The organism is Streptococcus oralis subsp. oralis (assembly GCF_000960035.1).
Lineage (GTDB): Bacteria > Bacillota > Bacilli > Lactobacillales > Streptococcaceae > Streptococcus > Streptococcus oralis_G.
Genome location: NZ_JYGR01000005.1, coordinates 144,384 through 170,924, shown reverse-complemented (window position 1 = coordinate 170,924; position 26,541 = coordinate 144,384). Strand labels below are relative to the sequence as shown.

Here is a 26,541-nt window from a genome sequence, read left to right as displayed (position 1 = left end):
GCGAATTCACCCTCTTATTCTAAAAGTTCTAAAACTTTCAGCCGAATCTTTTCCTACCATTATACCATTTTTTTGATTATTTTCAAAACGAAGATCGGTTTTTAACTAGAGATTAGTCACTACTGTGAATCAAATTTTTTTACTTTGACTTCTCTTTTGGAGGCTTCATCGAAGATAATAGAACGATTATACCATCAAAATTATGGACTTTCTGAATTAATTTGATTTCAGATACCTTTCTCGAACTCTAAATTTCTCTTTTAGTTCAAAACAAGTTAAATTCTTGCCCTTTACCTCTCGACTTGAGAGCTATTTTCTACAAAGACATGGTTTATCTGCATATAAAAGCGAGAATTTCCTGTTCGCTACAGAATCTAAAAAATTTTCAGCAATTAGCCACTAAGATGGAGCTTAACGATAGGAAATTTCTTCAAAAAGAAAAAAGACTTAGAAATTCTAAATCTTTTTATCATCTTTGGTTTGGATAGATATAAGTTACGTTACCTAAAAATTCATGAGGATTAAAGAAGCCACGGTAATTTGCAATCTGCTTTTGACGTCTGTAGTTTGCTTCCAATACCTGGATAGAGTTTTCACTTTGAACATCTGTGACATAAGCAACGTGTCCATATTCACCACCATCCCAAACGGCGATTGCTCCTACTACTGGAACACTTCCTGTCTTATAACCTTGAGCGCTCGCGTAGATTGCCCACGTGTTGGCATTTCCCCACCAGTTGCTAGCCCAAGGCGCCAATTCTTTCACGCCCCATGTACACTGACCAACAGGATAAGAGTTTCCATAGTTTGTAGGAGTCTTTTCGACAACATCCTCTGTATCTGATACCACATTCGCAGTACTAGCTGGAGCACTGTAGGTAGAGCTAGCCTGAGCGGAACCACTCACTTCCAATACATCGCCTGGGTGGATAGTGTCAAAGATGGTTTTTCCATTCAAAGCTGCCAACTCATGCGGATCCATGCCGTTTGCAGTTGCAATGGCATAAAATGAATCACCATCTTGGACAACGTAAGAGTTCGCATGAACAGTTTGAGCCCCAACTGTAGCTAAAATAGCCGTAGAAGTCAAACCAAGAGTCAGTTTCGTAACTGTTTTTTTCATAACTAGATTCCCCTTATATTTTCTTGATAAGAAAATCATACTTGATTTACATGTCAGTTAGTTTAGAGTTATATTTTAGTCATGTTACAAAAATTTATACTTTTACTACATAAGGTTTAAAAGCAGACATCGTATAAAGTGATAGAAGAGAATAGAAAATGAATCGTTTTCCCCAATTTTTACATCAGCGAACCACTCAAAAGACCGTCTTATCAACCACTCCCACATCAAGCATTTATCCGACAAAAAGAGACCGAGATAGGTCAGCTCAGTCCCCTTCCATCTATAACTCCATTAAAAAATCATACATTTCTTGCACCGTACCCAGAGCCATCATTTCTTGATTTTTTACAGTTTGTTTGAGATTTTGGTAAATCTGACTTTCAGCAATTTCCCTTTTCGGCGCTTCTTTATTGACTGTCATGACACCATCTTTGATCGTCACAAAACCTAGCTCTTCAAATACTTGGATCATCTTGACCAGTAAGATTTGTTGGATATTGAGATAAGCCGCCAAATCTTTCAGCTTGTAGCGAATATCAAACTCTGGGAACTGGTAAATGGTCTTGTACAATTTGGCAAACTGTTCTCTAGTCCCGTAACCTGTCAGATAGTAGGCCTTGTCAATGTCATTTTTGAAATAGACAGCTGAGAAATCCTGTTCTTGAAAAATGGTCTTCAGCAAGGTAATATCTTCAGGAATGGTTTTCACAACCACAGCATCACTATTCGCTAGATCTGGCAACTCTCCAGAGAAATCTAAAACTGGAACCCCTTCTGGCAGGGCTACGTTCTTCCCACGAATGTTAAAGAGTTGAACACCTTCCACACGCGCATCCACCATCATCAACTGGAGGGCAGTTTGGCCATTCCATTGGTTGACAGACAAGGTGACTGCCAATTCTAGGTTTTTTGTTTGAGCAAACTCTATCGCCCATCTACCTTGTCCGAAGGCCACCACTTCAAAACTCGCCTCACCCTTGGAAATTTTTAGTTTGAGGTGGGCATTGCCCGCTCCCATAGTACGGGCACTTTCGACATGAAAATCCTTGATATAAAAGATAGGTTTTTGATTGTCCATTCCAAAGGGTGCCAAGCGTTCAAAACTTTTAACCGTTTCTAAACTAAGAGTCTCCAAATCCAACTCTTCATCTAGATTTAACTTATTCTTACCACTAGCATCTGCACCTTTTTCACGGACATAGTCTTCCAAAACCTGAGATAAATCTGAAAGTTTCTCAACTTCCAGTGTCATTCCTGCTGCACCAGCATGGCCACCAAAGGCGATAAAGAGGTCTCGATGGGGATCCAGAGCTTCAAAAATATCGACTGCTTCCACACTACGAGCGCTACCCTTGGCACGACCATTTTCTATATTAAGAACGATAACTGTCTGCCCTAGTTCTTCCAGCAAGCGCCCAGCCACTATACCCAGAACGCCAGGATTCCAGCCTTCCTTGGCCAAAACCTGGACCTTCTTCTCAGGATCCACCATGGTCTTAGCTTCTTCATAAATTGACTGAACGATTTCCTTGCGCTCTTCGTTTTTCTGATGAATCATGAGGGCAATCTCATGTGCTTCCTCGTCATCAAATCCAGTCAACAAATCAATGGCGGGATTAGGATCGTCCAAGCGCCCCAAGGCATTTAAACGAGGAGCAATCTGAAAGCCAACCGTTTCTTCTGTCACTTCATTCGCAGCAATCCCAGCCATGTCTAGCATTTCTTGTAGACCAATACGCTGAGTATGCCCCAGCATTTCCAGACCATATTGGACCAAAATGCGATTCTCATCCGTCAAACTCACCATATCAGCAATGGTACCGATAGCGACCAAATCAAGCAATTCCACTTGCACTTCTTCTAAAAGAGCGCAAGCTAGCTTGAAAGCCACTCCGCATCCGGCCAAATATTTGAAAGGATAGTCCGCATCCGGATGCTCAGGGTGAACAATGGCAAAGGCATCGGGAAGGGTTTCAGGCATGGAATGGTGGTCGGTCACAATGACATCCACTCCCATAGACTGGGCCAATTCAATGGCTTCGTGACCCGCAACCCCATTATCCACTGTCACAATCAAGGAAATACCCTCTTGCTCGATAAAATATTTATAGACACTGGCATTGGGGCCATACCCATCGGTAAAACGATTAGGCAGGTAAACACGGCACTCGGCGCCAAGCTGTTCTAAACTTTCCTTCACAATCGAAGCTGAAGTCATACCATCCGCATCGTAGTCTCCATAGATGAGAATGTTTTCCCCTTCTTCAATGGCCTGACGAATCCGTTCCACTGCCTTGTCCATATCATGGAGCAGATAGGGGTCATGTAAATCCTCTAAAGAAGGTTCTAAAAACTTCTTTAGACTTTCTTCATCCTGAATCCCTCTTTCAAATAATAACCGAGCCGCCTCAGGACCCAGCCCAGCCTTCTTGGCTATCTTTGTAAAATCCGCATCTTCAACCTGCGGGGCAAACTGCCATTCATAAGTAGGAGTTATCAAAAAGACATCCACTCTTTCTAAGAATTCTATCGTTTCATTATAACATGATTTAGGCATTTTCTCTATTCAGATTGCTTTTTTATAACATTTTAGTGAATTTTTTTCAGATATGATTTGACAAGAACATTCTTTTGGTGTAGAATCATGTTATAAAATCTAACACAAAGGAGATCTCTCATGACTTTAGTAGAATTTAAAAACGTCGAAAAATATTACGGAGACTATCACGCACTCCGCGACATCAATCTCCGTTTTGAAAAAGGACAAGTTGTTGTCCTGCTTGGACCTTCTGGTTCTGGGAAGTCTACTCTTATCCGTACGATTAATGGTTTAGAGGCTGTTGACAAAGGAAGTCTCCTGGTCAATGGACACCAAGTAGCAGGTGCTAGTCAGAAAGATTTAGTTCCTCTTCGTAAGGAAGTCGGCATGGTTTTTCAACATTTTAATCTTTATCCACACAAAACAGTGTTAGAAAACGTGACACTTGCGCCCATTAAAGTTCTAGGAATTGATAAAAAAGAAGCTGAAAAAACAGCCCAAAAATATCTGGAATTTGTAAATATGTGGGACAAGAAAGATTCCTATCCAGCTATGCTATCTGGTGGTCAAAAACAGCGGATCGCCATTGCTCGTGGTCTTGCCATGCATCCGGAGCTCCTCCTCTTTGATGAGCCAACATCTGCTCTTGACCCTGAAACCATCGGTGATGTTCTAGCAGTTATGCAAAAACTGGCACATGACGGGATGAACATGATCATCGTTACCCACGAAATGGGCTTTGCTCGAGAGGTTGCGGACCGCATTATCTTTATGGCCGACGGAGAGGTTTTAGTAGATACGACAGATGTCGATGACTTTTTTGACAATCCAAGCGAACCTCGTGCCCAACAATTCCTCAGCAAAATTATCAACCACGAAAGTGACAAAGTCAAATAAGGAGGCGCCTATGAAAAAGAAATTCTTTTTATCCGCATTATTGATTAGTCTTTTCGGCCTTACTGCTGCCAAACCAGTACAGGCTGATACTAGTGTCGCAGACATTCAAAAAAGAGGCGAACTAGTTGTCGGTGTCAAACAAGATGTTCCTAATTTTGGCTACAAGGACCCCAAGACAGGGACTTATTCTGGCATCGAAACCGACTTAGCCAAGATGATTGCAGACGAACTCAAAGTCAAGATTCGCTACGTTCCAGTTACCGCGCAAACTCGTGGACCGCTCCTAGACAATGAACAGGTCGACATGGACATCGCAACCTTTACCATCACAGATGAACGTAAAAAACTCTATAACTTTACCAGTCCCTACTACACGGACGCTTCTGGCTTTTTGGTCAACAAATCCGCTAACATTAAAAGCATTGAAGATCTAAACGGTAAAACCATTGGGGTTGCCCAAGGTTCCATCACCCAACGCCTGATTACTGAACTGGGCAAAAAGAAAGGTCTAACCTTTAAATTCGTCGAACTTGGTTCCTACCCAGAATTGATTACTTCCCTTCACGCTCACCGTATTGATGCCTTTTCCGTGGACCGTTCTATCCTGTCTGGCTACATTAGTAAACGGACAGAACTACTAGATGATAGTTTCAAGCCATCTGACTACGGTATCGTCACCAAAAAATCAAATACCGAACTAAACGACTATCTTGATACCTTGGTCACTAAATGGAGCAAGGATGGTAGTTTGCAGAAACTCTATGGCCGTTACAAGCTCAAACCATCTAGCCATACCGCTGATTAAGGAGGACACCCTATGACAGATTTATCATCTTGGACAGCCTATTTTCAGGATTTTGGACAATTTTTCAATGGTTTCCTCTTCACCCTTGCTCTAGCGATTGGTTCCTTTATCCTCGCCATGCTTTTGGGCATCTTCTTTGGGGCCATGTCAACTAGTAAACGCCCATTCTTGCGCGTTTTGGCTCGTATCTTTGTCGAATTTTACCAAAATACTCCCCTCTTGGTGCAGTTTGTCATCGTCTTTTATGGTTTGCCTCTTATCAGTGAACACACCATCATGATTCCCATTTATTGGACAGCTGTACTTTGTGTGGGACTCTATCACGGTGCCTATATTGCGGAGGTTATTCGTTCAGGGATTCAGTCTATTCCTAGTGGTCAGATGGAGGCCGCCTTGTCGCAAGGTTTTACCTATATCAGTGCCATGCGCTTGATTATCTTGCCTCAGGCCTTCCGTATCATTCTCCCACCTTTGACCAACCAAATTGTTAACCTCATCAAGAATACCTCTACCGTAGCTATCATCTCTGGAGTAGACTTGATGTTTGTGACCAAGTCTTGGTCAGCTCTCAACGGAAACTACATCCCTGCATTTCTAGGTGCTGCCCTACTCTACTTTGCCCTATGCTTCCCTGTTGCTCAGTTTGGGCGCAAGATGGAGCAAGCCAATAAAAAAGCCTATTCACTTTAGGAGGTTACTATGGAATCTATTTTAGAAGTTTTGACCCCAGATAACCTAGCCTTTATCTTTAAAGGATTTGGCTTGACCCTCTATATTTCTCTGATTGCCATTGTCCTCTCTACCCTGATCGGGACGGTACTTGCGGTTATGAGAAATGGAAAAAATCCTATTTTACGGATCATCTCCAGCATTTATATCGAGTTTGTACGTAACGTTCCCAACCTCCTCTGGATTTTCACCATCTTTTTGGTGTTTAAGATGAAGTCCACACCAGCAGGTATTACAGCCTTTACCCTTTTTACCTCAGCAGCCCTGGCTGAGATTATCCGAGGCGGTCTCAATGCCGTGGACAAGGGCCAGTACGAAGCAGGAATGTCGCAAGGATTCACCTCTGCGCAAATCCTCTACTACATCATTCTCCCACAAGCGATCCGTAAAATGCTGCCAGCCATCATTTCTCAGTTTGTAACTGTGATTAAGGATACCAGCCTTCTCTACTCTGTTATCGCTCTACAAGAACTCTTTGGCGCCAGCCAAATTCTCATGGGACGCTATTTCGAACCAGAGCAGGTCTTCAGTCTTTATATCCTGATTGCCTTGATTTACTTTATCTTTAACTTTGCCATTTCTAGCCTGTCTCATATGCTAGCAAAACGTTGGCAACAAGCCGCAGAATAAAAAAGAAATGTGAACTCAAAACAAGGGTTCACATTTTTTGCTATAAATGAAAAAGAGTAACTCAATGCTATGCAAACGTTTTACTTTTTGGTAAAATGACTTTAAAACCATAAAGCAAGGAGAAAAATCATGATCCACGAACTTTGCAAAGAATTCTCTCAACTGGAACAAGTAGAAGCTATCGCTCTTGGTGGTTCTCGTGCAGGACAAGCCTACGATCAAAATTCTGACTATGATGTCTATGTCTATCTTAACTCACCTATTGATGAGAAAACTCGTCAAATCATTCTTAGCAACTATTGCTCCTATATGGAAATTGGAAACCAGTTTTGGGAGTTAGAGGATGACTGCGTACTAAACAACGGTATCGAAATCGAGTTGATTTATCGTTCGCTGGAGTCGTTTGAACAGGAATTGAACTCAACCGTTTTTCAACACAAAGCTCAAAATGCTTATACAACTTGCATGTGGCATAATCTACTCCACAGCAAGATTTTATACGACCCGAATAGACACTATGCTTCGCTCCAAAGAACCTACCAGATTCCCTATCCACAGGAACTCAAAAAACAGATCATCGAAAGGCAGCTCCTTTTACTAGAACAAGCCATGCCTGCCTTCTCTCACCAAATAGAAAAAGCTATCAAACGCCAAGATCTTCTCAGTATGAATCATCGTACGAGTGAGTTTTTTGCTTCCTACTTTGACTTGTTATTTGCGCTCAATGAGCAAACCCATCCTGGTGAAAAACGAATGTTGGAGTACGCAAAGACCCATTGTACACTCCTCCCTAAGCAATTTGAAGAAACCATTCGCAAGTATTTCCAACTACTCTATCAACCGCAACAAGGAGAACAAGCGATCGTAACCTTGCAAACTATCCTGAAGGAACTAAAAGCCATTTTGCCATAGACCAAAAAGAAAATGTGAACCTCTGTTGCTGTTCACATTTTTATTTGTCGTTGACTGTAAAATTCTAGTCTACTCATATTCAGTTGCCTATTTTTGACTCTATCTAAAAATCTGCAACTAGGTTAGAAATTGTTCAATTGATTGACGAGCAATCATGAAGCCGTTCCAAAAACCGCACTCACAATCACTTACCCTGCTCTTTCATTACTAGTGACAATTTTTCCCTTAGGGTTACTACAAGATTTTTTAGAGATTCTAACAAGAATTACAATATGAATTTTACATATTACCATAGAACACCTCTATAGGATAAAATCAGAGCTAAAATTAATAAAATATAGAAGGCGAGAAAAAGCCATCTCATCTTCACACATAGAGCAATGTATTCTCTGATAAAGGCCGATGGGATATAGTAGGCGGCTGTACGGCAACCAAGACCATCTCCCTTCATCCCAATACGGCGAGCATAGGTACTGGTACGAAAAACATGGTAATCATTGGTCACAAAGAGAAAACGTGGACTGGCCACCAGCTTCTCTCCCATTTCTTTTGAGAAGAGAAGATTCTCATAGGTCGTCGTTGAGTTTTCCTCTAGGAGAATCGCTTCTCTCGGAACATCCGTCGCTTCCAACAAATAATTACAAATCGCCTGAGCTTCGGAAATCTTCTCATCCCCACCTTGGCCACCACTTGCGATGATTTTAACATTGGGATTGAGAGACTGGTGATAGGCTTCTACTGCCTTGTCAATGCGACTCTTCAGTAAGGGAGTCACTTTTTCTCCATTCAATAAGCCTGCTCCGTGAATGATGATAAAATCATAATATTTTTTCTTGGGAATGAAAAGATACAGGATAGAATAAAGCAGAAATCCTGCAAAGGCAAAACCAAAAATCAAATACGAATAAATCAAAAAGAAAAAGAGAATATTCACTAGATGATTGGTGTAAAACAAGCCCTTGGTATCGCTCACTCGAATTGCCATGATCACAAAAAAGAATAGAATCACGCAGCCTAATCCTAGAGACAAATAATTTGCCTTGGATTTTCCTTCTTTTTTCAATAACACAAATCCATTATAAATAAGGAAAAAACCACTTAGAAAAACTAAAAGAGGCAGCAGGAGAAAAATCCCTGCAAAGAAAACCATGTGCACTTCTTTCTGTCCAACTTCGTAAAAAAGATTGGCAATAGACATATAAGAAAAAAGCAGAGACAAAAGCAAGAGAGCTGGATTCCAGAGACTACGATTGTCCCTTAAAAACGAAACGAGAAAAAGTAGGACAAAAAATCCTGTGATAAAGTACATAGTCTCCTCCTTTAATGACTACATTGTACCATAATTATGGCAATAGAAAAAGAGAACCTTAGTCCTCTCACTTAGACAGTTTATTCTGAGCATCGGCTACAACCTGAGCCAGACTTGTCTGACGCAGTTGGTTTTCCATAGCTGCTTGAACATCGAACAGCTTTTGGTCCAAGACCCCATGGATATTCGCACCAATTGGGCAATTAGGATTTGGATTGTCATGAAAACTAAAGAGCTTACCGGATTTTCCTAAACACTCCACAGCTTGGTAGACATCCAACAAACTGATATCCTGAAGGTCTTTTATTATCTCAGTTCCCCCCGTACCACGAGCAACTGAAATCAATCCTGCTTTTTTGAGTTGCGATAAAGTCTTACGGATAATGACTGGATTGACTCCGACACTAGCCGCAAGAAAATCACTGGTTACCTTGCTGTCTGTATCCTGCATTGCAATAATAATCATCATATGAGTCGCAATTGTAAATCGGCTTGAAATTTGCATCTTCTTCTCCTTTCATTGATATTTTATTCATCTTTTCCCGTATAAACATTATACCGTTTTTGGTTTCCCTGTCAAATATTATAGACTGATTACCTTCTCCATGCAAAAAGTCCTGTATCCCTCTTGGTAACCAGAACAGCGGAGGACATACAAAGACTTATTTTTTTATGCAATTTTACGGGCAATCCCCTTTGTTTTATGACTTGACCAAACCGAGCTGATAGACACCCCAGCACCAACTAAGGTAAACACAGCTAACATAGCTAGATTATAAAAATAGTTATCTGGGAAATCACCGCTAAAGATTAATTCATTCACCGCTCGGAAAGCAAAGGCAAACTCAACCCCTAGTTTGGAAACGACTTCCATCGCCAAATCAATTTGATTCACTAGAAAGACAGTAATCACCATCCAAATAGAGGAAATTACAATCCCCTTTCGAGATATCTTTCTTCCAAGGATTTCATATCCTTTAATGGTACAAATCCCCAGAACAATCCCCGCTACCATAGCTACATAACCTAGACGAGCGATAAATAGAGCAACTGCTCCACCAATCAAGGCTCCAAGCAACGCACCAACTGCTCCAAGAAGAACATTTTCCTTTTGATTTTGATAAGAATCCACCTCAATCTGAAGATTGCTCTTCAGCAATTGATAGCTTTCCTCATTGATAAGGAAAATTGAATCACCTAATTGATAGAGACCAACAGGACCCTCCTGACCACTGTAGGCACAGACTTGGACGAAATGATGGGTTTCAAGGAAGGCAACGAGATCTGTTATGAGCGTCTGTAACTTCTCAATTGTTTTTGATTTGCGCATGGCACCTTTTACGACAAAAGAAACAAGGTACTGGTTGATAGACAAGGTCGACAAGTTTGGAAGAGATTCACTCTTAAACTCATCCCAAACCAATTCGTTTTCTTCTGAATCCGCAGGATTGCCATTCAAACTCACACTGACACAAAGTCGAAACTGATTTTTCACATCAGTTTCTTGCAGGAAAAGTAAATAGCCTGACTGCGTGCCATAAATACTACGCGAATCTTCGTCAAATTGCAAGCCCAACTCCGAGGCAATGGCGTGTAACTCTTCTGGTTTCATTATCTGTCTCCTCTTATTTTGAATATCAATTAGTATGAGATTCAAATTAGTTATATTCCGTTATTCTAACATAAATTTGAGAAGCCGTCAATTCGTATCCAGTTCGACTTATCGCGAAACAGCAGCAGTCACTAGACTATCTGATTTCTAGCTAGAAGTCCTCTTAAAACCAATCTTTCTTGTCTCTTTCCATCCAGAGTTCAACATCCTGATCATAACCTTCTTGTTCACTAATCTGACCTAACAATTCATGGTTATGAGTGTGGTGAATTCCATTTACCAAACTTTCATAGTAGACCTGGAAATAGGGGAGCTTCAAATCTTTAGCCAACTGCAATTCAGTTTCCACATCATAATCCACACGACGAAAATCAACATCAGACAAACCTGCCTCATCAAACTCTAAGATCATATACTGGGCCCGCAGGTCCTTACGCAACTTCGCATCTAGAAAGAAAGGTTGTCCAATGGAACCTGGATTAAGAATCAACTGTCCATCACTTCCGTAACGAAGCAACTGCTGATGAATATGGCCATATACTGCGATAGAGGTGTGTGGATTCGTCACCAATCTATCAAAATCTTCTTGTTTTCCCGTATGGATCAATTCTCTTCCCCAGTTTTTATCAGGGAGATGGTGAGTGATTCCCACCATCAAATCACCAAACTGACGATGAACTTGCATAGGTTGATTGTTGAGGTTTTCAATTTCTTCAGGGCTGACCTCCTCTAAGATGTACTGACTTTGACGCAGGAGATAACGATGGCTCGCTTTTGTAGGGTCTAACTTGCGATGCAGGCCTCGCCAGAGACTATTTTCCCAATTACCAAGAACTCTTACTGTAATAGGCAAGCTAGCTAAGAGGTCCAAGATCCTTCTACGTCCTGTTCCTGGCATCAGAATATCCCCTAAAAGCCAGTATTGGTCTACCTCTGCCGCTTTAGCATCAGCCAGAACAGCTTCCAAAGCTGTCGTATTTCCATGTATGTCTGAAAGAACTGCTATTTTGGTCATTCTTTCTCCTCATTCTCTCTTACTTCTTTTGTTAGTATTATAGCAGAAAACACTCGAAAAGATCACTATCACTAATCACTGGATTAAATTGTAAGAGCCTCCAAATCGTGCTATAATATAAGTAGAGATTTCCCCTTCATTTAGGATTATGTTGTATACAATATCTCTCAATTTTTGCAGATTGGAGGACTATTGCCATGCGGAATTATCTTAAGTATATCCCATACTACCTTGTCATTTTCTTTTTTTACTGGCCACTCTATGAACTCCTCTCTCTATGCATCTCTGACCCATATATACTGAAGGGACTGTACATTTACAACATCATCCTTTTTTCACCTCTAGTAACCTTTATCGTATCGCTACTTTATAGCTATCGATTTCATTTCTCACTTTGGTGGCTACTCGGTATTGGTCTGCTCCATTGCTTTACCATCATCACCTTTGGTGAGTTCATCCTTCTTTACTTCCTAGCCTATGAGCTCTTTGCCCTACTTGGCTTGGCTGCTGGCATGGGTATCAATCATCTCTTCCAAAAAGAGAAAAACAAAAAAATTATACAAAAACCTTGAAAATTCTCGCAATCATGCTATAATAATGCATAGAGACAAGTCACTTAGTCCCTTTCTACTAGAGAGTGCGTGGTTGCTGGAAACGCATAGAAAGCCTAAACTGATACTACTCTACTGACTTTTATGCAAACATAAAACGGTGGCTACGTTAAAGCCAATCTGAGGTGTCCCTCTTTTTTGAGGAACATAAATGAAGGTGGAACCACGTTGCGACGTCCTTTTAGGATGTCGTTTTTTGTTTTGTCAGAAGGAGGAAGAACGATGCTTTATATGATTGGCGGATCGCCTTGTAGTGGAAAGTCAACAATTGCCTCACTTCTTGCTAGACAGTATCAACTACTTCATATCAAACTGGATGATTTGGTAGAAGAGATGATGAGTCAAGCAAGTGCAGACTCACAGCCAATTTGCCTTCTTAGGAAGGATAGAAATCCAGAACAAATCTGGATGAGAAAGCCAGAAGAGATGGCAGATGAAGAATGGTGCTTTTATGAAGAGATTTTTCCATATGTAAAATCTTACTTGATAAAAAATCAAAACAGACCTCTCTTGGTGGAGGGAGCAGGACTTTTGCCTCACTTGGTAAAGGAGCTTGAATGTCAAGCATCATCCTATCTATGCTTGACTCCGACAGCTGATTTTCAAAAAAAGCATTATATACAGAGAGAATGGGTTCCTTATGTCTTAGAGGGTACAACCAACCCCGAGCAAGCTTTTGAAAACTGGATGCAACGAGACATTCTTTTTGCTCAAATGGTTCGTAAGGAAGCGGTGCTATTAGGCTATCCTAGTCTCGTAACAGATGGTAGTCAATCAGAGAATCAGACTGCGGAAGAAGTTGCTCGGCTCTTAAAATTGTCCAACAAAAATAGAATAAATATTTAAGGAGAAAACCATGATTAAGATTACTTTCCCAGATGGCGCTGTTCGTGAATTCGAATCTGGCGTTACTACTTTTGAAATTGCCCAATCTATCAGCAATTCCCTAGCTAAAAAAGCCTTGGCTGGTAAATTCAACGGCAAACTCATCGACACGACTCGCGCTATCACTGAAGATGGAAGCATCGAAATTGTGACACCTGATCACGAAGATGCCCTTCCAATCTTGCGCCACTCAGCTGCCCACTTGTTCGCCCAAGCAGCTCGTCGCCTCTTCCCAGACATTCACTTGGGAGTTGGTCCAGCTATCGAAGATGGCTTCTACTACGATACAGACAATACTGCTGGTCAAATCTCTAACGAAGACCTTCCTCGTATCGAAGAAGAAATGCAAAAGATCGTCAAAGAAAACTTCCCATCTATTCGTGAAGAAGTCACCAAAGACGAAGCACGTAAAATCTTCAAGAACGACCCTTACAAATTGGAATTGATCGAAGAACACTCAGAAGACGAAGGTGGGTTGACTATCTACCGTCAGGGTGAATATGTAGACCTCTGCCGTGGACCTCACGTTCCATCAACAGGCCGTATCCAAATCTTCCACCTTCTTCATGTAGCAGGTGCTTACTGGCGCGGAAATAGCGACAACGCGATGATGCAACGTATCTACGGTACAGCTTGGTTTGACAAGAAAGACTTGAAAAACTACCTTCAAATGCGTGAAGAAGCTAAAGAACGTGACCACCGTAAACTTGGTAAAGAGCTTGACCTCTTTATGATTTCACAAGAAGTTGGTCAAGGTCTACCATTCTGGTTGCCAAACGGTGCGACTATCCGTCGTGAATTGGAACGCTACATTGTCGACAAGGAGCTGGCTTCTGGCTATCAACACGTTTACACTCCACCACTTGCTTCTGTTGAGCTTTACAAGACTTCTGGTCACTGGGATCATTACCAAGAAGACATGTTCCCAACCATGGACATGGGTGATGGGGAAGAATTTGTCCTTCGTCCAATGAACTGTCCACACCACATCCAAGTCTTTAAACACCATGTTCATTCCTACCGTGAGTTGCCAATCCGTATCGCCGAAATCGGGATGATGCACCGTTACGAAAAATCTGGTGCCCTTACTGGTCTCCAACGTGTGCGTGAAATGTCTCTCAACGACGGTCACCTCTTTGTAACTCCAGAACAAATTCAAGAAGAATTCCAACGTGCCCTTCAGTTGATTATCGATGTTTATGAAGACTTCAACTTGACTGAATACCGCTTCCGTCTCTCTCTTCGCGACCCTCAAGATACTCACAAGTACTTTGACAACGATGAGATGTGGGAAAATGCCCAAACTATGCTTCGTGCAGCCCTTGATGAAATGGGTGTTGACTACTTTGAAGCTGAAGGTGAAGCAGCCTTCTATGGACCAAAATTGGATATCCAGGTTAAAACTGCCCTTGGAAAAGAAGAAACCCTTTCGACTATCCAGCTTGACTTCTTGCTCCCAGAACGCTTCGACCTCAAATATATCGGAGCTGACGGGGAAGAACACCGTCCAGTTATGATTCACCGTGGGGTTATTTCAACTATGGAACGCTTCACAGCTATCTTGATTGAGAACTACAAGGGTGCCTTCCCAACATGGCTTGCACCACACCAAGTAACTCTCATCCCTGTTTCTAACGAAAAACACGTGGACTACGCATGGGAAGTGGCTAAGAAACTCCGTGACCGTGGTGTCCGTGCAGATGTAGATGAGCGCAATGAAAAAATGCAGTTCAAGATCCGTGCTTCTCAAACCAGCAAGATTCCTTACCAATTGATCGTTGGTGACAAGGAAATGGAAGACGGAACAGTCAACGTTCGTCGCTACGGACAAAAAGAAACACAAACTGTCCCAGTTGATGACTTTGTTCAAGCTATCCTAGCTGATATTGCCAACAAATCACGTGTGGAAAAATAAAACGATCACTGTCTGAGAAACATTTTTCAGTAAGAAAAAGCAACAACTGAAATAGTTGTTGCTTTTTTATATTTTATTTAACCTGAGCTAGTCGTGATTGGTCAAACCACCACAAATGGTATCCTCATCAACAATCCTTTCTATCCACTAACTGTTGGATATAGGATATCCTCCCAAGATTTGCTTCCTCGAGTTAGAAAAGTTCAATATCCTCAATCCTTGTCTGCTTCATTTTCTTTTACGAGATCTTTTTGTGAATCTTTTTCAGAGAGTTTTTGATCGATATACTTGTTAATGTTTTCATAAAATTCCTTGGTCATCTCACTATCTAATTTTGTCGAATTATGGACTTGATTGACTTTTAATTGAACAGATTGAATACCGTAAGAGGCTTGTTTTTGATGGAGCGTTTCTAATTCTTCTTCTGAAATCGGATCTCCAACAACTGTCAAGACCAATTCATTGTCCCTAGACTTGTAGACTTGATTAATGACCGTATGATTAGAGAACTCTTTTCCTACAAACTGTTTGATCCCTTCTTTTCGCGCTTGATCTATCGTCAGAGTGACTGCTGAATAACTGGCTGGAAGAACCAATAATACAATCAAGGATATCAAGCCAATTTTCATTTTAATGTTTAGCTCTTTAAATGAACTTAAGGGAGATTTTCTCATCAAAATTCTTGTTCCAATAATGTTGGCTAGCATGATAAAGACACAGTTGATCAAGAAAAGATAGAGAGCCCCAAATAAAAATCGTACATTTCCGTTAGCTAAACCATATCCTGCAGTACAGATAGGTGGCATCAGAGCTGTTGCAATGGCTACTCCTGGCACGATATTGTTTGCTTCTTTTTTCCTTGACCCAATTACACCTGCTATCCCACCAGCAATAGCAATGAGAACATCCCAAATGGTTGGAGAGGTTCGTGCAATCAACTCGCTACTTGCATAAGATAAGGGGGAAATCCAGAAATACAAAGTCGAGACAAGCAAACTGACCAATATTTGAGTAAATAAAACCTCTAAAGATTGCTTGATTAAACGCGTATCAAAAATAGCTAAACCAAATCCGAGTCCAACAATCGATGTCATAAGAGGGGAAATCAGCATGGCTCCAATAATGACAGCTGTTGAATTCATATTTAAACCTATAGAGGCAATAAAAATCGCACACATCAAAATCACTGTATCTCTTAATCGAACATGAAGATCATCATATAATTTCTCACGATATTCACGTGTTGAATAATTTCTGGTCATTGGTTACTCCTTTTATTTCATATAATCTTATTTCTGCTTGGATGATGGTAGAGAGACTTCTGTTCAATCTTACATATTTTTCTTCTCACCTGTTATGTTTTTGAAAATTATCCTTTAAGCATCCGTCAGTCTATCCTTAACATTATATCAAAAATTTTACAGTCTTTCTCTGAAGAAATCTATCAATTGAACAGATAGAGAAAGGAAGAAATTTTTGTTTCCTTATACGAAAAAGAAAAAACGGTATCTCCTCTGAAAGAAGATGCCGTTTAATGATTAAACATGATTGGTTTGTTCGACAATCCATTGCTCCATTTTGATTTGCAACCAGAAGCTATAGATTCCAAACGTGATGATGGTTAGAAGACCCCCTTGATCCAGTTGCCGAATAGTTGTGCTCCAGTCCCGTCAAAGTATAGACGTTGACTATCTACTACCGTGTGTTTGGTTTTCAATTTTGCATCATGCAAACCGCCCAAGGTATTGCGATCCCCAAGGTAAGCCCGAAAATTATGGCTACTAAGATAGAGTATCCGATATAATCTAGGATTCCTCCGTCAAAATATCTTTCTTTCATTTTTGCCTCTTTTATTTTTTGACTATATTCTAGTCGTTTCCTAGTGTAACATTTTTTACATCTGGACAATCTTACGGTAACTTCTAGACGTTATCATAAAAATAGAGATATCGACTAAAACAAAAATTCCACAGATGGATAAGGTTATCATCAACTATGCTTACTCAATCATCAGATTCCTATTGGAAAACTTGATGCGAACAGTTGTTCCTATCCCAACCTCAGACTCAATACGAATCTGGTGGCCCAGCTCTTCAGAAATTTTCTTAGATAGATAGAGGCCAAGTCCAGATGACTGCTGGGTCAAACGCCCATTGTAGCCTGAAAAACCACGTTTAAAGACTCGGAGCACATCGCTGTTTTTAATCCCGATTCCCGTATCCTTGATACAGAGCTCCTGGCCTTCCATATAAATCTCTAGCCCACCTTCCTTGGTGTACTTGAGACTGTTTGAGAGGATTTGTTCAATGACGACCAACAACCACTTCTTATCGGTCACGATGATTTTGTCAAGGTCATGGAGATTGACCGTCAGTCCTTTTTGGATAAAGAAAAGGGCATACTTGCGAACTATCTCCTTGACCAAGTCCTCCACTTGAACCTTTTCAAATACCAAGTCATCGTGGAAGCTTTCTAAACGAAGATACTGCAAAACCAGGTTGGTATAGGAGTCAATCTTGAAAATTTCCTGTTCCAGCTGCTGCTTGACCTCCCGATCAGAGACTTCTGCTACTAAAAGGCGACTAGCCGCAATGGGCGTCTTGATCTGGTGAACCCATAAGGTGTAGTAATCAAGCAAATCCGTCAGCTTGCTCTGCGCTTCCGACTTCTTTTGATACAATTCAGACTCACGCTCTTCGAGTTTTTCTGCTAGCGCACATTCCAGAGGAGACTTTGGGTCTCTCTCAGCATAGAGTACTTCCTGTCGGTAAACCTGAGCTTCTGCAAATATATCCCAAGCCAAAAATAAGAAGGTCAAAAAACTACTGAGCAGAAAGAAATAAAGAAAATAAGTTCCTAGACTAGCAAATAAAAACTGAAAGAGAAGGACGAGAAAGCCTAATGAAAAAATATAGGTAAAAACGCGACTGCGAGAACGCAGATAGGCTAGAAGAAATGATTTCCAATCAAGCATGTTTCAGTCCGTATCCTATCCCTTTCTTGGTTTCAATAAAGCCTACTAAGCCTTGCTCCTCCAACTTTTTGCGCAAACGAGCAACGTTGACAGACAGGGTATTGTCGTCGATGAAAAAGTCGCTATTCCAGAGTTCCCGCATCAGGTCATCACGCGCCACGATATTACCCGCATGTTCAAACAAGACTCGTAAAATCTGAAATTCATTCTTGGTTAAGCTCAGGACTTCCCCCTGATAGTGCAGGTCCATAGACTTGGTATTAAGAATCACACCCGCATACTCCAGCAGACTTTCATCCCGCCCAAACTCATAGGAACGGCGCAACAAGCCCTGAACCTTGGCAAGGAGGACCTGCTGGTCAAAAGGCTTGGTCACAAAGTCATCTGCTCCCATATTGATCGCCATGACAATATCCATAGCCTGGTCTCTCGAAGATAGAAACATGATCGGAACCTTGGAAATTTTACGAATCTCCTGGCACCAGTGATAACCATTAAAAAGAGGCAGGCCAATATCCATGAGGACCAAATGAGGCTCCGACTGAACAAAAAGGCTCAATACTTCCATAAAGTCTTCTACCAAAACGACCTCAAAGCCCCACTCTGAGAGCAATTTCCCAACTTGTTGCCGAATGACTTGGTCATCTTCTACTAGTAAAATTTTGTGCATGCGCTCCTCCTTTACTCTTGTTCAAACTATAAAAAACCTTAATAAAAAATCAATGGATTGGTATCTCTACTGTTTATCAACCTATTTTTAAAATCCAGATTCGGAAACGAAAGCTAATTAGAGAATCATCCCATTGATATCATACCTTATTTTTAGGTATAGTTCCAGCCTTATCCTATATTTTCCTTTCTGTGCTTATTTAGTTAGCGTTTCTTTAACTTATTTAATAGATCTAGCCTTCTTATTGACAAGCTAGCCACGATTTGTTAGAATATGAATGAATAAATAATTTTATTCATTCATCAAATGAAGGAGGTTAAATCATATTGGACAAAAAACAAGCTCTAAAAACAGCAGCTTATGACGTTTTTTCGAAAAAAGGTTACAAGGCGACAGGAATTTCAGAAATTGCTAGACAAGCTGGTATGGCAGTAGGCTCTTTTTATAACTATTACGAGAGTAAAGAAGCCATTTTTCTAGACATCTATATAGATGAAAACAACCGTGTTCGCCAAGCTATGATCGACGAACTGGATTGGGAAATTGACATGATCGACCTCATTGGTCAACTATTTTCTCATTCCAGAACTCTTGTTTCTTCCAATAAAATCCTTGCAGAATGGTACAATCCTGCCATAGCCGATGACTTGCATAGCTACTATTCCTCAGAAGAAGGCAAAGTCGCAAATCCATTTCATCAGTTTCTAGTTAAAACTTTTACAAATCGTATGCAGGCTGAGGGGTATTCTCCAGAAAAGATTCAAGAGATTTTACAAGTTTACAACCTATTTTACTACATGGATATGCATATAACGGAAAAAGATTTTCCAGATATTGGCAAAACTGTTGAAATACTTGCAACCAACTTCATTAAAGGAGTTCTAAAATAAAGAATGGATTTCTTTATTTTTTGAAAAGATATGAATGAATTATTTTAAAGTTCATTCATAAAATTAAGAACAGGAGTCATAAAAAATGAAAAGAGGTAAAAAAATGTTTATTATCATTCTATCAACACTTGGAGCGCTATGTATTATAACTTTGGGTGCCATCGCTTATCTTGGACGAAGCCAGACATTATCGATAAAATCCATCGAAAACCCCAGCGGAGATCTATATTTAATTCATATCACAAAACCGAGTCATCAAATCTGGAAAGCTGGGGCTTATGCTAAGTTTACACTCCCTGATACCTCGTCTACTGCTAGTAAATATGAACCTAACGGAGAGCAAACCAGTCGATGGCTAACCATTGCCTCCACACCTGATGAAGATGAAATTCTCATTTTGACTCATAATAGTGGTAGCAATTTTAAGAACACCTTGACACATTTACCGGCTGGCAGTGAGATTGAGATGAGTTGGCTGGATTCCTCTTTGACTGTTAAAGATACGAATAAGCCACTAGTTTGCTTTGCATCTGATGTCGGCATTTCTGCTCTACGTCCCCTTATCAAAGAATGGGCTGGGAAATGTCCGATTATTCTCAACCATTTTGACAAAGGAGTTACTATTTTCGATAATGAGATGAAAGAACTGGCTCAAAAAACACCGAATTTTACTTATAAAACTAGCGAGGAACTTTCTCAAAGTCAAGAATTTTTAAAACGTGCTATTGATGAATACGGCAATCAAGCCAGCTATCTCATCACAGGTCAGCCTGATGATGTTAAAGAGATGACGAATTTTTTAAAGGAAAATGGGATTGATAGCAATAACATACAAGTAAGCTCGTTTAGAGGTTTGAAATAGGAGTAATCTATCTTCTATATATTTCAATCAAACCCTACTAGGTCATTCGAACAAGCCTACTAGCTAATTCTAGGTAAATGTGGTAGGATAAACATAGAGAAAGGAGCTTTTATGGCCAATATTTTTGACTACTTAAATGATGTAGCATACGATTCCTTTTATGACCTCCCCGTGAATGAGTTAGATGTTCTTGCCTTGACTGAATTAACCTATCTTGCTTTCGATGATGTAGTCACCCAAGAACCAAAGCGCCTCATAGATCTTGCACCTCAAATCCCTAGAGACACGACGATGCTGACCAATAAAAACCGTCTCCAGTTGTTGGATCAGCTCGCTCAACACAAACGCTTTAAAAATTGCAAGCTCTCAGACTTTATCAACGATATCGATCCTGAATTGCAAAAACAGTTTGCAGCCATGACTTATCGTATCAGTCTCGATACCTATTTGCTTGTTTTTCGCGGAACGGATGACAGTATCATTGGTTGGAAAGAAGATTTCCATATGACCTATATGAAGGAAATCCCTGCTCAAAAACATGCTCTCCAGTATTTACAGAATTTTTTTGCTCAACACCCCAACCAAAAGATTATCCTAGCAGGACACTCAAAAGGAGGCAATCTAGCTGTCTATGCTGCCAGTCAACTTGATCCAAACTTGCAGAAAAATATTATCTCTGTCTATACTTTTGATGCCCCAGGGCTTCACAAGGAACTAACCGAAACACCTGGCTATCAAAACATGATGGAAAGAACGAAAGTGTTTATCCCGCAAGGGTCTATCATCGGGATGATGTTGGAAATTCCGGACAAAAAAATCGTCGTTCGAAGCACCTCTCTAGGTGGCCTTGCTCAGCATGACACTTTTAGTTGGCAGGTTGAAGACAAACACTTTGTCCAACTGGACGAGACCAATAGTGACAGCCAGCAAGTCGATACTACCTTCAAGGAATGGGTTGAAACGGTCCCTGATACGGAACTGCAGCTCTACTTTGACCTCTTTTTTGGAATCATTCTCGATGCAGGCATCTCTTCTATCAACGACCTTTCTTCCTTCAAGGTCATTGAACACATTCACCATCTCTTTGTCCAAGCCCAATCCCTCACTCCCGAAGAAAGAGAAACCATGGGACGCTTAACACAACTCTTGATTGATACCCGTTACCAAGCTTGGAAAAATCGAGAATAGACAAAAACCAACTAACCTAATGATTAGTTGGTTTTTTGTTTAAGAAACTAATGGATACTACTTAGAATCTCGAGTATAGAATTAGTCTTCTTTTTTCTTGCGAGACACAAGTCCAAATCCGCTCATCAAACCAAGTACTCCTAGAGCTGCCAAAGCTGCATGATCTTCCGTACCAGTATTAGGTAATTCTTTGGTTGCTTTAGTAGTTGGAGATTGCTCAGTCGGCTTTTGTTGAGGGGCAGTAACAACTTTTTCGTAGACATGTTCTGTGTCGCCGTTTGGAAGTTTCTTAGTCTCTACGAAGCGGTAACCTGGAATATCTTTCTTCGGTTGTTGGCCGTCTTCGCTTGGATAACCTGGAATTTCGTTTCCTTCCTTATCCTTGTGACTAGTCTTAACCTTCTCATAAACGTGTTCTGTGTCGCCGTTTGGAAGTTTCTTAGTCTCTACGAAGCGGTAACCTGGAATATCTTTCTTAGGTTGTTCACCGTCTTCGGTTGGATAACCTGGAATGTCATTCCCTTCCTTATCCTTATGACTAGTCTTAACCTTCTCATAAACGTGCTCTGTGTCGCCGTTTGGATGTTTCTTGGTCTCTACGAAGCGGTAGCCTGGAATATCTTTCTTCGGTTGTTCACCGTCTTCGGTTGGATAACCTGGAATTTCGTTTCCTTCCTTATCCTTATGACTGGTCTTAACCTTCTCATAAACGTGCTCTGTGTCGCCGTTTGGATGTTTCTTGGTCTCTACGAAGCGGTAGCCTGGAATATCTTTCTTCGGTTGTTCACCGTCTTCGGTTGGATAACCTGGAATTTCGTTTCCTTCCTTATCCTTATGACTGGTCTTAACCTTCTCATAAACGTGCTCTGTGTCGCCGTTTGGATGTTTCTTGGTCTCTACGAAGCGGTAACCTGGAATATCTTTCTTCGGTTGTTCACCGTCTTCGCTTGGAATTAATGTATTCCCCTTAGTATCTACAAATGAAGTAATTGGACGGACAGTCGGAGTGTATCTTGCAGTTATTTCTGTTCCGTTCTTATCAACTCGTTTGACTGTAACTCCTGAAGCCTTCCCAACAAAGTCTTTTTCTGGTGTGAAAGTTACCACACCATTTTCATCAATGGTATAAGTTCCTTCTCCCGGAACAACTTTCTTAGTTGTGCCATCATCAAAGGTTGGTTTAACATTTTCATCAATTTCAACAGTCTTCTCTACACCGTTTACTTCAACTTTACCACCAGTAAAAGTTGGTGTACCGTTTTGTGTTTGTCCTTTAGGTCCTTCAGATTCATCATCTGTAGAAGTTGGTTTAACAGGTATTACAGTTGGAGTATACGTTGCTGTAGCAGTTGCTGTAATATCAGTATCATTAGCATCTTTTCCTAATTTTGCAGTAAGTGAAACTGTGACAGGTGTAGCTGTACCGGTAAATGTCTTCAATGGAACAAAAGTTACTTCACCTGTTTCATTATCAATTGAGTAGGTACCCTGACCATCAATTGTTAGAGTATCAACAAATCCACCTGTTTTTGGATCTACTAACTTAGCAGGCGAAGAAGCACTTGGTTTTACTGGTGATCCATCTCCAACAGATGTAAAGGTTGGAGTTTCTTTTTGAGTAGCACCTTGAATATCAGTCGAAGTCACATTATGTCCTTCAATCGTATCAGTCACTGTAATATGGTAGGTTGTTGTAGCGGTTGATGAATCAACTCCATGATCAACTCCCGACTCAGTTCCACCGATTGTTGCTTCAGTAGTATAATTTCCATTACTATCAATAACATCAATCTTAACAGTATATACTCCTACTTCATTTAAGCTATATCCACTAGCAATATTATAGTTATTTGCATCTTGTTTGGTATCAAATACTTTTTGAACTCCTGAAGGCGATGTTACTGTGATTCTAGTGATATAGGTAGTTTTTCCATATTTAGTATCTTCAGAGTCTGAGATGCTTACTGCAGCTTTTGCTTCATTACGAAGGTCAACAGCTGTACCTTTTGTTGAAGTATAATCTTGTGAAGTTGCTGTTGGTTTTGTATTTACTACAGTTGCCACATCAGTATTTGTTGCAATCGTCCCTCTAATAATACCACCAAATCCTGACTTAGTATGAACTTCCCTAGAGTCATTTTCAAGCTTAGTAGCAGTCACTTCCGTTCCATCAGACGACGCCCAAGTATTTGAATGTTTATCGTAAGTGACAGTTACTGACATTCCATCTCCTACCTGATTAGTATTCTTAGAAACATAAATCGTTTCTGGACGAGTTGGCGTTTCTACACTTGTCACTTTCCCAGTGCTATCAAGCTGTCGAATGTACTCATAGATATAAAATTTCATACCACCGTCTTGCTGAGCTTCTGTGTACACTTGACGTTTCGTCCAAGTTGTAGTCCCATCTCCATTTGCTGTTTTCACTTCGGCATAGTCAGCAGGAAGCTCCCAGTGACCAGATGTACTATTTAAAACTGCAGTGTGTTTTTGCCCATTCGTTCCATTCAATTCAACTCGCTCACGTAAGAAAGTTCCCTTAACATTTTCAGCAGATGCTTCTACTTTGATATTATCAACACCAACTTTTGCAGTTGCTTCTGACGTGACTGGAATATTAAAGACGGTATTTGAATCTACAGCACCTAGTTCTTGATTTTCAGTAACCGCTGTGTTGGTTGAAGCACTGTCTACGAGCCATTTGCCATTAACTGCTTTTAGATTGGTTACAGTACCATCAGGCATTGTTACCTTAGCACTTGATGCACCTTTAGAAATTTTAACTGGTACAACTGTTGAGTAAGTTTCAACGTTTTGAACCTCAACCTTTGGTTTCACGACTAATGTTACAGTAGCATGTGCTTCTTGTCCAGACTGGTTCCAAACATTATTATTAGCCAACTTATCATAATCTTTTGCAAATACGGAGACTGTGTAAATTCCTGCTTCAGTTAATTTTCCAGAAATGATTCCTCTCCCCATATTCGTTCGATCAGCAGCTTGCTCTTCAGAAGTACTGTTTGCAACACTATAGCTAGTACCTGGAATTAATACTTTGGAATCATCTAATGCTTCACCAATAGTATTATATCCCGAAACTCCTGTTACTGATTTAGAGAATCTTTGAGGTACTCTTACAACTTTGCCTTCAACCGTCGTATAGTTATAAGTTCCTCGACTATTTGCTGGTATTGCACTTGCACCTGACTCATCATAGAATTGAATATTTACATTAGCATCATCACCTACTTTACGATCATAACGCTCAGAGTCTGACTTTATTTTAGGAGGCGTGCTATCTTGCCACCCGACCCAACCAGCACGAAGATTCTGAATTTGGAAAGTTACTGTTCGACCATCTGTATTGGTCGCAGTAATATTAAATCGTAAATCATAAACTCCATTTTCAATATCCGCTATAACTTTTCCTTGAATTGTATCTGTTTCTGAATCGTATGTCAATCCCGGCACAAGGTTAGTTGGGGTTACAGAAGTTAAACTCCAACCAGCTTGCTTGGCATTTTCAGAAACAGCGATACGATCTTTCAAACCTTTAATATAAACTCTGTCAACTCCTTGTTCATACCCATAGCCATAAATTTCTGTAGCTAGGTATTCATAACCACCGTTAGCAGAGTATATTGACGTCGCAGCGTTTGAAATTCTTGACCCATCCGCACGGAGTTTATTTCTCCAAAGTGGTGCTTCTTCAGCTAACTTTTTAGCAGCATCAGGGGTTAATGGATAGTCTACACGTCCTTTGTTGTTATGACCAGTTTTTCCACCTTGTTCTGTATGCATCCCATTTCCAGCATTGGTATCTTCACCAGTCCGTTGATTAGAATAGACTTCTATCTCTAACCCTGTAGCATCAGTACCCGTAATTAATTTAATTTCTTGTACCGGAATTGTATAGGTATCTTTACCAGTATGATTTGCAGCGTTTGTTTCCGATGCATGAGTTGTGTTAGAACCCTCTTCGACATAGAAATCTTGAGCAGCCAAAGCGACTCCAAAGTTTCCATCTTTTCCGATTCCTGCTTTCTTCAAATCATTGTAGACAGCAATAATGGAATCATTTAAGCGTGACAATTGATCATTGATTTGTTTAGCTGTAACGCTATCCGTAGCTAACACTTTTTTAGCTTCCGCAATAACTTCTTTATTATTAGCTATCGCCGCCTCAATTGCCGCTTTGTTTTCAGCCTCAAGGTTATTTCTACGAACCGCTTCATCTGCAAGAACATTTGTCACTTCCGCTTCTGACGTGACCTGTTCCAAAACCTTTTTAGATTCTTCTACAGCTTTTTCTGTAGCAGTGGTCGCCACTGGTTTGACTGCTGTAGTTGCTGCTGTTTCCTCAACTTGTTTCCCAGCTTCGTCTGACTCAACTACAACTGTAATCAAAGCTTCAACTTTAGCATGCTCTGCATCGATATCAGCCTGTTTTGCAGTTTCGTTTGCAAGAACTGCCTTTGCCGCAGTCAATACTTCATTTGCAGTAGCTATCGCTGTTGCATCAGCTTTCTTTGCAGATGCAATCTTCGCTTCTAACTCAACTACTTTTTTAGTCAGAGCAGTCTTATCAACTTTTTTAGTCTCTACTACTTTTTCTGACGCCTTAGCTTCAGATTTCTCCGCCGTTATAGTTGACTCCGACTCCTTTGTTGCTACTGGTGTTGTCGTTGCCACTGTTGCATCTGCACCTTGTACTTCCGCTGCCGATACCGCACCATTACCTAGGAACATCATCAAACCGGCCGCAATTGCCACCGACGCTGCCCCAAAGCTGTACTTCCGAATGCCATAACGAATGTACTTCTCCGTTCTAAAACCCTGTTGCTTACTCTTCATAAGATACACAACCTCCCTATTTTCATTATGTTGATATTGAAATATAGAAAAACAAAATTTCTTTCTCTCCTTAAAAAGGCTTTTAAATTTTGATATTTCAAAAGGATTATATCCTCGT

General features: G+C 40.6%; 21 protein-coding genes and 2 pseudogenes. 11 read left to right on the top strand and 12 right to left on the bottom strand.

Annotation, left to right across the window (positions count from 1 at the left end; translation table 11 throughout):
* Nucleotides 1-469 precede the first annotated feature (469 nt).
* Together TZ92_RS03935 and recJ are read right to left on the bottom strand one after the other, a co-directional pair.
* Nucleotides 470-1,123: a COG3942 and LysM peptidoglycan-binding domain-containing protein gene (locus tag TZ92_RS03935; protein ID WP_045594815.1), complete on the bottom strand. Its 654-nt coding sequence runs from the start codon at nt 1,121-1,123 to the stop codon at nt 470-472.
* A gap of 283 nt (nt 1,124-1,406) precedes the next feature.
* The gene (recJ, locus tag TZ92_RS03930) at nt 1,407-3,626 is read right to left on the bottom strand and encodes a single-stranded-DNA-specific exonuclease RecJ (RefSeq protein WP_033630282.1); all 2,220 of its coding nucleotides are present in this window, start codon (nt 3,624-3,626) and stop codon (nt 1,407-1,409) included.
* Nucleotides 3,627-3,803: 177 nt separating this feature from the next.
* On the opposite strand from recJ, the gene TZ92_RS03925 reads away from it, so the two are divergent.
* From TZ92_RS03925 to TZ92_RS03905, 5 genes are all read left to right on the top strand, one after another.
* Complete coding sequence (locus TZ92_RS03925) at nt 3,804-4,562, top strand: amino acid ABC transporter ATP-binding protein (RefSeq protein WP_033630238.1); 759 nt, start codon at nt 3,804-3,806, stop codon at nt 4,560-4,562.
* Nucleotides 4,563-4,572: 10 nt separating this feature from the next.
* On the top strand, nt 4,573-5,367 hold the full coding sequence (locus TZ92_RS03920; protein ID WP_080702666.1) for a transporter substrate-binding domain-containing protein: 795 nt from the start codon (nt 4,573-4,575) through the stop codon (nt 5,365-5,367).
* A 12-nt stretch (nt 5,368-5,379) separates the two neighbouring features.
* Nucleotides 5,380-6,057 carry an amino acid ABC transporter permease gene (locus TZ92_RS03915; protein ID WP_033630240.1) on the top strand — a complete coding sequence of 226 codons (678 nt, stop codon included), beginning with the start codon at nt 5,380-5,382 and terminating at the stop codon, nt 6,055-6,057.
* Between the two features lie 9 nt (nt 6,058-6,066).
* Nucleotides 6,067-6,726, top strand: a complete 660-nt coding sequence (locus tag TZ92_RS03910) for an amino acid ABC transporter permease (RefSeq protein ID WP_033630242.1) — start codon at nt 6,067-6,069, stop codon at nt 6,724-6,726.
* 129 nt (nt 6,727-6,855) lie between these two features.
* Nucleotides 6,856-7,638, top strand: coding sequence for a DUF4037 domain-containing protein (locus tag TZ92_RS03905; RefSeq protein WP_033630244.1), 783 nt, complete (start codon nt 6,856-6,858; stop codon nt 7,636-7,638).
* A gap of 286 nt (nt 7,639-7,924) precedes the next feature.
* Here the strand turns inward: TZ92_RS03905 and TZ92_RS03900 are convergent, their stop codons facing one another.
* The 4 genes from TZ92_RS03900 to TZ92_RS03885 form a co-directional block, all read right to left on the bottom strand.
* On the bottom strand, nt 7,925-8,947 hold the full coding sequence (locus tag TZ92_RS03900) for a YdcF family protein (RefSeq protein WP_033630246.1): 1,023 nt from the start codon (nt 8,945-8,947) through the stop codon (nt 7,925-7,927).
* Nucleotides 8,948-9,014: 67 nt separating this feature from the next.
* Nucleotides 9,015-9,452, bottom strand: a complete 438-nt coding sequence (locus TZ92_RS03895) for an Rrf2 family transcriptional regulator (protein WP_033630247.1) — start codon at nt 9,450-9,452, stop codon at nt 9,015-9,017.
* 165 nt (nt 9,453-9,617) lie between these two features.
* On the bottom strand, nt 9,618-10,559 hold the full coding sequence (locus tag TZ92_RS03890; RefSeq protein WP_033630248.1) for a hypothetical protein: 942 nt from the start codon (nt 10,557-10,559) through the stop codon (nt 9,618-9,620).
* 163 nt (nt 10,560-10,722) lie between these two features.
* A complete protein-coding gene (locus TZ92_RS03885; RefSeq protein WP_033630249.1) occupies nt 10,723-11,574 on the bottom strand; it encodes a metallophosphoesterase family protein in 852 nt (283 codons plus the stop codon).
* A gap of 197 nt (nt 11,575-11,771) precedes the next feature.
* On the opposite strand from TZ92_RS03885, the gene TZ92_RS03880 reads away from it, so the two are divergent.
* The 3 genes from TZ92_RS03880 to thrS all read left to right on the top strand — a co-directional run bounded on the left by TZ92_RS03880 (nt 11,772) and on the right by thrS (nt 14,985).
* A complete protein-coding gene (locus TZ92_RS03880; protein ID WP_033630250.1) occupies nt 11,772-12,146 on the top strand; it encodes a hypothetical protein in 375 nt (124 codons plus the stop codon).
* 261 nt (nt 12,147-12,407) lie between these two features.
* Entirely contained in the window at nt 12,408-13,031 is a 624-nt protein-coding gene (locus TZ92_RS03875; RefSeq protein WP_033630251.1) for an adenylate kinase family protein, read from the top strand.
* 10 nt (nt 13,032-13,041) lie between these two features.
* Nucleotides 13,042-14,985: a threonine--tRNA ligase gene (thrS, locus tag TZ92_RS03870; RefSeq protein ID WP_033630252.1), complete on the top strand. Its 1,944-nt coding sequence runs from the start codon at nt 13,042-13,044 to the stop codon at nt 14,983-14,985.
* Between the two features lie 212 nt (nt 14,986-15,197).
* Here thrS and TZ92_RS03865 read toward each other — a convergent pair whose 3' ends face one another.
* The 5 genes and pseudogenes from TZ92_RS03865 to TZ92_RS03855 form a co-directional block, all read right to left on the bottom strand.
* Nucleotides 15,198-16,247: a DUF389 domain-containing protein gene (locus TZ92_RS03865; protein ID WP_033630253.1), complete on the bottom strand. Its 1,050-nt coding sequence runs from the start codon at nt 16,245-16,247 to the stop codon at nt 15,198-15,200.
* A gap of 276 nt (nt 16,248-16,523) precedes the next feature.
* Nucleotides 16,524-16,824, bottom strand: a pseudogene (locus TZ92_RS10175) (DUF898 family protein).
* Between the two features lie 55 nt (nt 16,825-16,879).
* Nucleotides 16,880-16,978: pseudogene (locus TZ92_RS10375) on the bottom strand (peptide ABC transporter); the annotation flags it as partial.
* Nucleotides 16,979-16,984: 6 nt separating this feature from the next.
* Nucleotides 16,985-17,959 carry a sensor histidine kinase gene (locus TZ92_RS03860; RefSeq protein WP_033630254.1) on the bottom strand — a complete coding sequence of 325 codons (975 nt, stop codon included), beginning with the start codon at nt 17,957-17,959 and terminating at the stop codon, nt 16,985-16,987.
* Nucleotides 17,952-18,629 carry a response regulator transcription factor gene (locus TZ92_RS03855; protein ID WP_000548982.1) on the bottom strand — a complete coding sequence of 226 codons (678 nt, stop codon included), beginning with the start codon at nt 18,627-18,629 and terminating at the stop codon, nt 17,952-17,954. The genes TZ92_RS03860 and TZ92_RS03855 overlap by 8 nt, the downstream gene beginning before the upstream one ends.
* Nucleotides 18,630-18,949: 320 nt before the next feature.
* Here TZ92_RS03855 and TZ92_RS03850 point away from each other — a divergent pair, with 320 nt between their 5' ends.
* The 3 genes from TZ92_RS03850 to TZ92_RS03840 all read left to right on the top strand — a co-directional run bounded on the left by TZ92_RS03850 (nt 18,950) and on the right by TZ92_RS03840 (nt 21,569).
* The gene (locus TZ92_RS03850) at nt 18,950-19,519 is read left to right on the top strand and encodes a TetR/AcrR family transcriptional regulator (protein WP_033630255.1); all 570 of its coding nucleotides are present in this window, start codon (nt 18,950-18,952) and stop codon (nt 19,517-19,519) included.
* Between the two features lie 85 nt (nt 19,520-19,604).
* Nucleotides 19,605-20,381, top strand: coding sequence for a ferredoxin reductase domain-containing protein (locus TZ92_RS03845; RefSeq protein ID WP_033630256.1), 777 nt, complete (start codon nt 19,605-19,607; stop codon nt 20,379-20,381).
* A gap of 111 nt (nt 20,382-20,492) precedes the next feature.
* Nucleotides 20,493-21,569: a DUF2974 domain-containing protein gene (locus TZ92_RS03840; RefSeq protein ID WP_033630257.1), complete on the top strand. Its 1,077-nt coding sequence runs from the start codon at nt 20,493-20,495 to the stop codon at nt 21,567-21,569.
* An 81-nt stretch (nt 21,570-21,650) separates the two neighbouring features.
* On the opposite strand, the gene TZ92_RS03835 is transcribed toward TZ92_RS03840, so the two are convergent.
* The gene (locus tag TZ92_RS03835) at nt 21,651-26,423 is read right to left on the bottom strand and encodes a YSIRK-type signal peptide-containing protein (protein ID WP_045594810.1); all 4,773 of its coding nucleotides are present in this window, start codon (nt 26,421-26,423) and stop codon (nt 21,651-21,653) included.
* Between the last annotated feature and the right edge of the window lie 118 nt (nt 26,424-26,541).

Coding starts and splice junctions, on each gene's coding strand:
- TZ92_RS03925 (WP_033630238.1), top strand. CDS start 3,804: ATGACTTTAGTAGAATTTAAAAACGTCGAAAAATATTACGGAGACTAT.
- TZ92_RS03935 (WP_045594815.1), bottom strand. CDS start 1,123: ATGAAAAAAACAGTTACGAAACTGACTCTTGGTTTGACTTCTACGGCT.
- thrS (WP_033630252.1), top strand. CDS start 13,042: ATGATTAAGATTACTTTCCCAGATGGCGCTGTTCGTGAATTCGAATCT.
- TZ92_RS03920 (WP_080702666.1), top strand. CDS start 4,573: ATGAAAAAGAAATTCTTTTTATCCGCATTATTGATTAGTCTTTTCGGC.
- TZ92_RS03845 (WP_033630256.1), top strand. CDS start 19,605: ATGAAAAGAGGTAAAAAAATGTTTATTATCATTCTATCAACACTTGGA.
- TZ92_RS03890 (WP_033630248.1), bottom strand. CDS start 10,559: ATGAAACCAGAAGAGTTACACGCCATTGCCTCGGAGTTGGGCTTGCAA.
- TZ92_RS03840 (WP_033630257.1), top strand. CDS start 20,493: ATGGCCAATATTTTTGACTACTTAAATGATGTAGCATACGATTCCTTT.
- TZ92_RS03885 (WP_033630249.1), bottom strand. CDS start 11,574: ATGACCAAAATAGCAGTTCTTTCAGACATACATGGAAATACGACAGCT.
- TZ92_RS03855 (WP_000548982.1), bottom strand. CDS start 18,629: ATGCACAAAATTTTACTAGTAGAAGATGACCAAGTCATTCGGCAACAA.
- TZ92_RS03905 (WP_033630244.1), top strand. CDS start 6,856: ATGATCCACGAACTTTGCAAAGAATTCTCTCAACTGGAACAAGTAGAA.
- TZ92_RS03895 (WP_033630247.1), bottom strand. CDS start 9,452: ATGCAAATTTCAAGCCGATTTACAATTGCGACTCATATGATGATTATT.
- TZ92_RS03865 (WP_033630253.1), bottom strand. CDS start 16,247: ATGACCAGAAATTATTCAACACGTGAATATCGTGAGAAATTATATGAT.
- TZ92_RS03835 (WP_045594810.1), bottom strand. CDS start 26,423: ATGAAGAGTAAGCAACAGGGTTTTAGAACGGAGAAGTACATTCGTTAT.
- TZ92_RS03910 (WP_033630242.1), top strand. CDS start 6,067: ATGGAATCTATTTTAGAAGTTTTGACCCCAGATAACCTAGCCTTTATC.
- TZ92_RS03915 (WP_033630240.1), top strand. CDS start 5,380: ATGACAGATTTATCATCTTGGACAGCCTATTTTCAGGATTTTGGACAA.
- TZ92_RS03860 (WP_033630254.1), bottom strand. CDS start 17,959: ATGCTTGATTGGAAATCATTTCTTCTAGCCTATCTGCGTTCTCGCAGT.
- TZ92_RS03900 (WP_033630246.1), bottom strand. CDS start 8,947: ATGTACTTTATCACAGGATTTTTTGTCCTACTTTTTCTCGTTTCGTTT.
- TZ92_RS03880 (WP_033630250.1), top strand. CDS start 11,772: ATGCGGAATTATCTTAAGTATATCCCATACTACCTTGTCATTTTCTTT.
- TZ92_RS03875 (WP_033630251.1), top strand. CDS start 12,408: ATGCTTTATATGATTGGCGGATCGCCTTGTAGTGGAAAGTCAACAATT.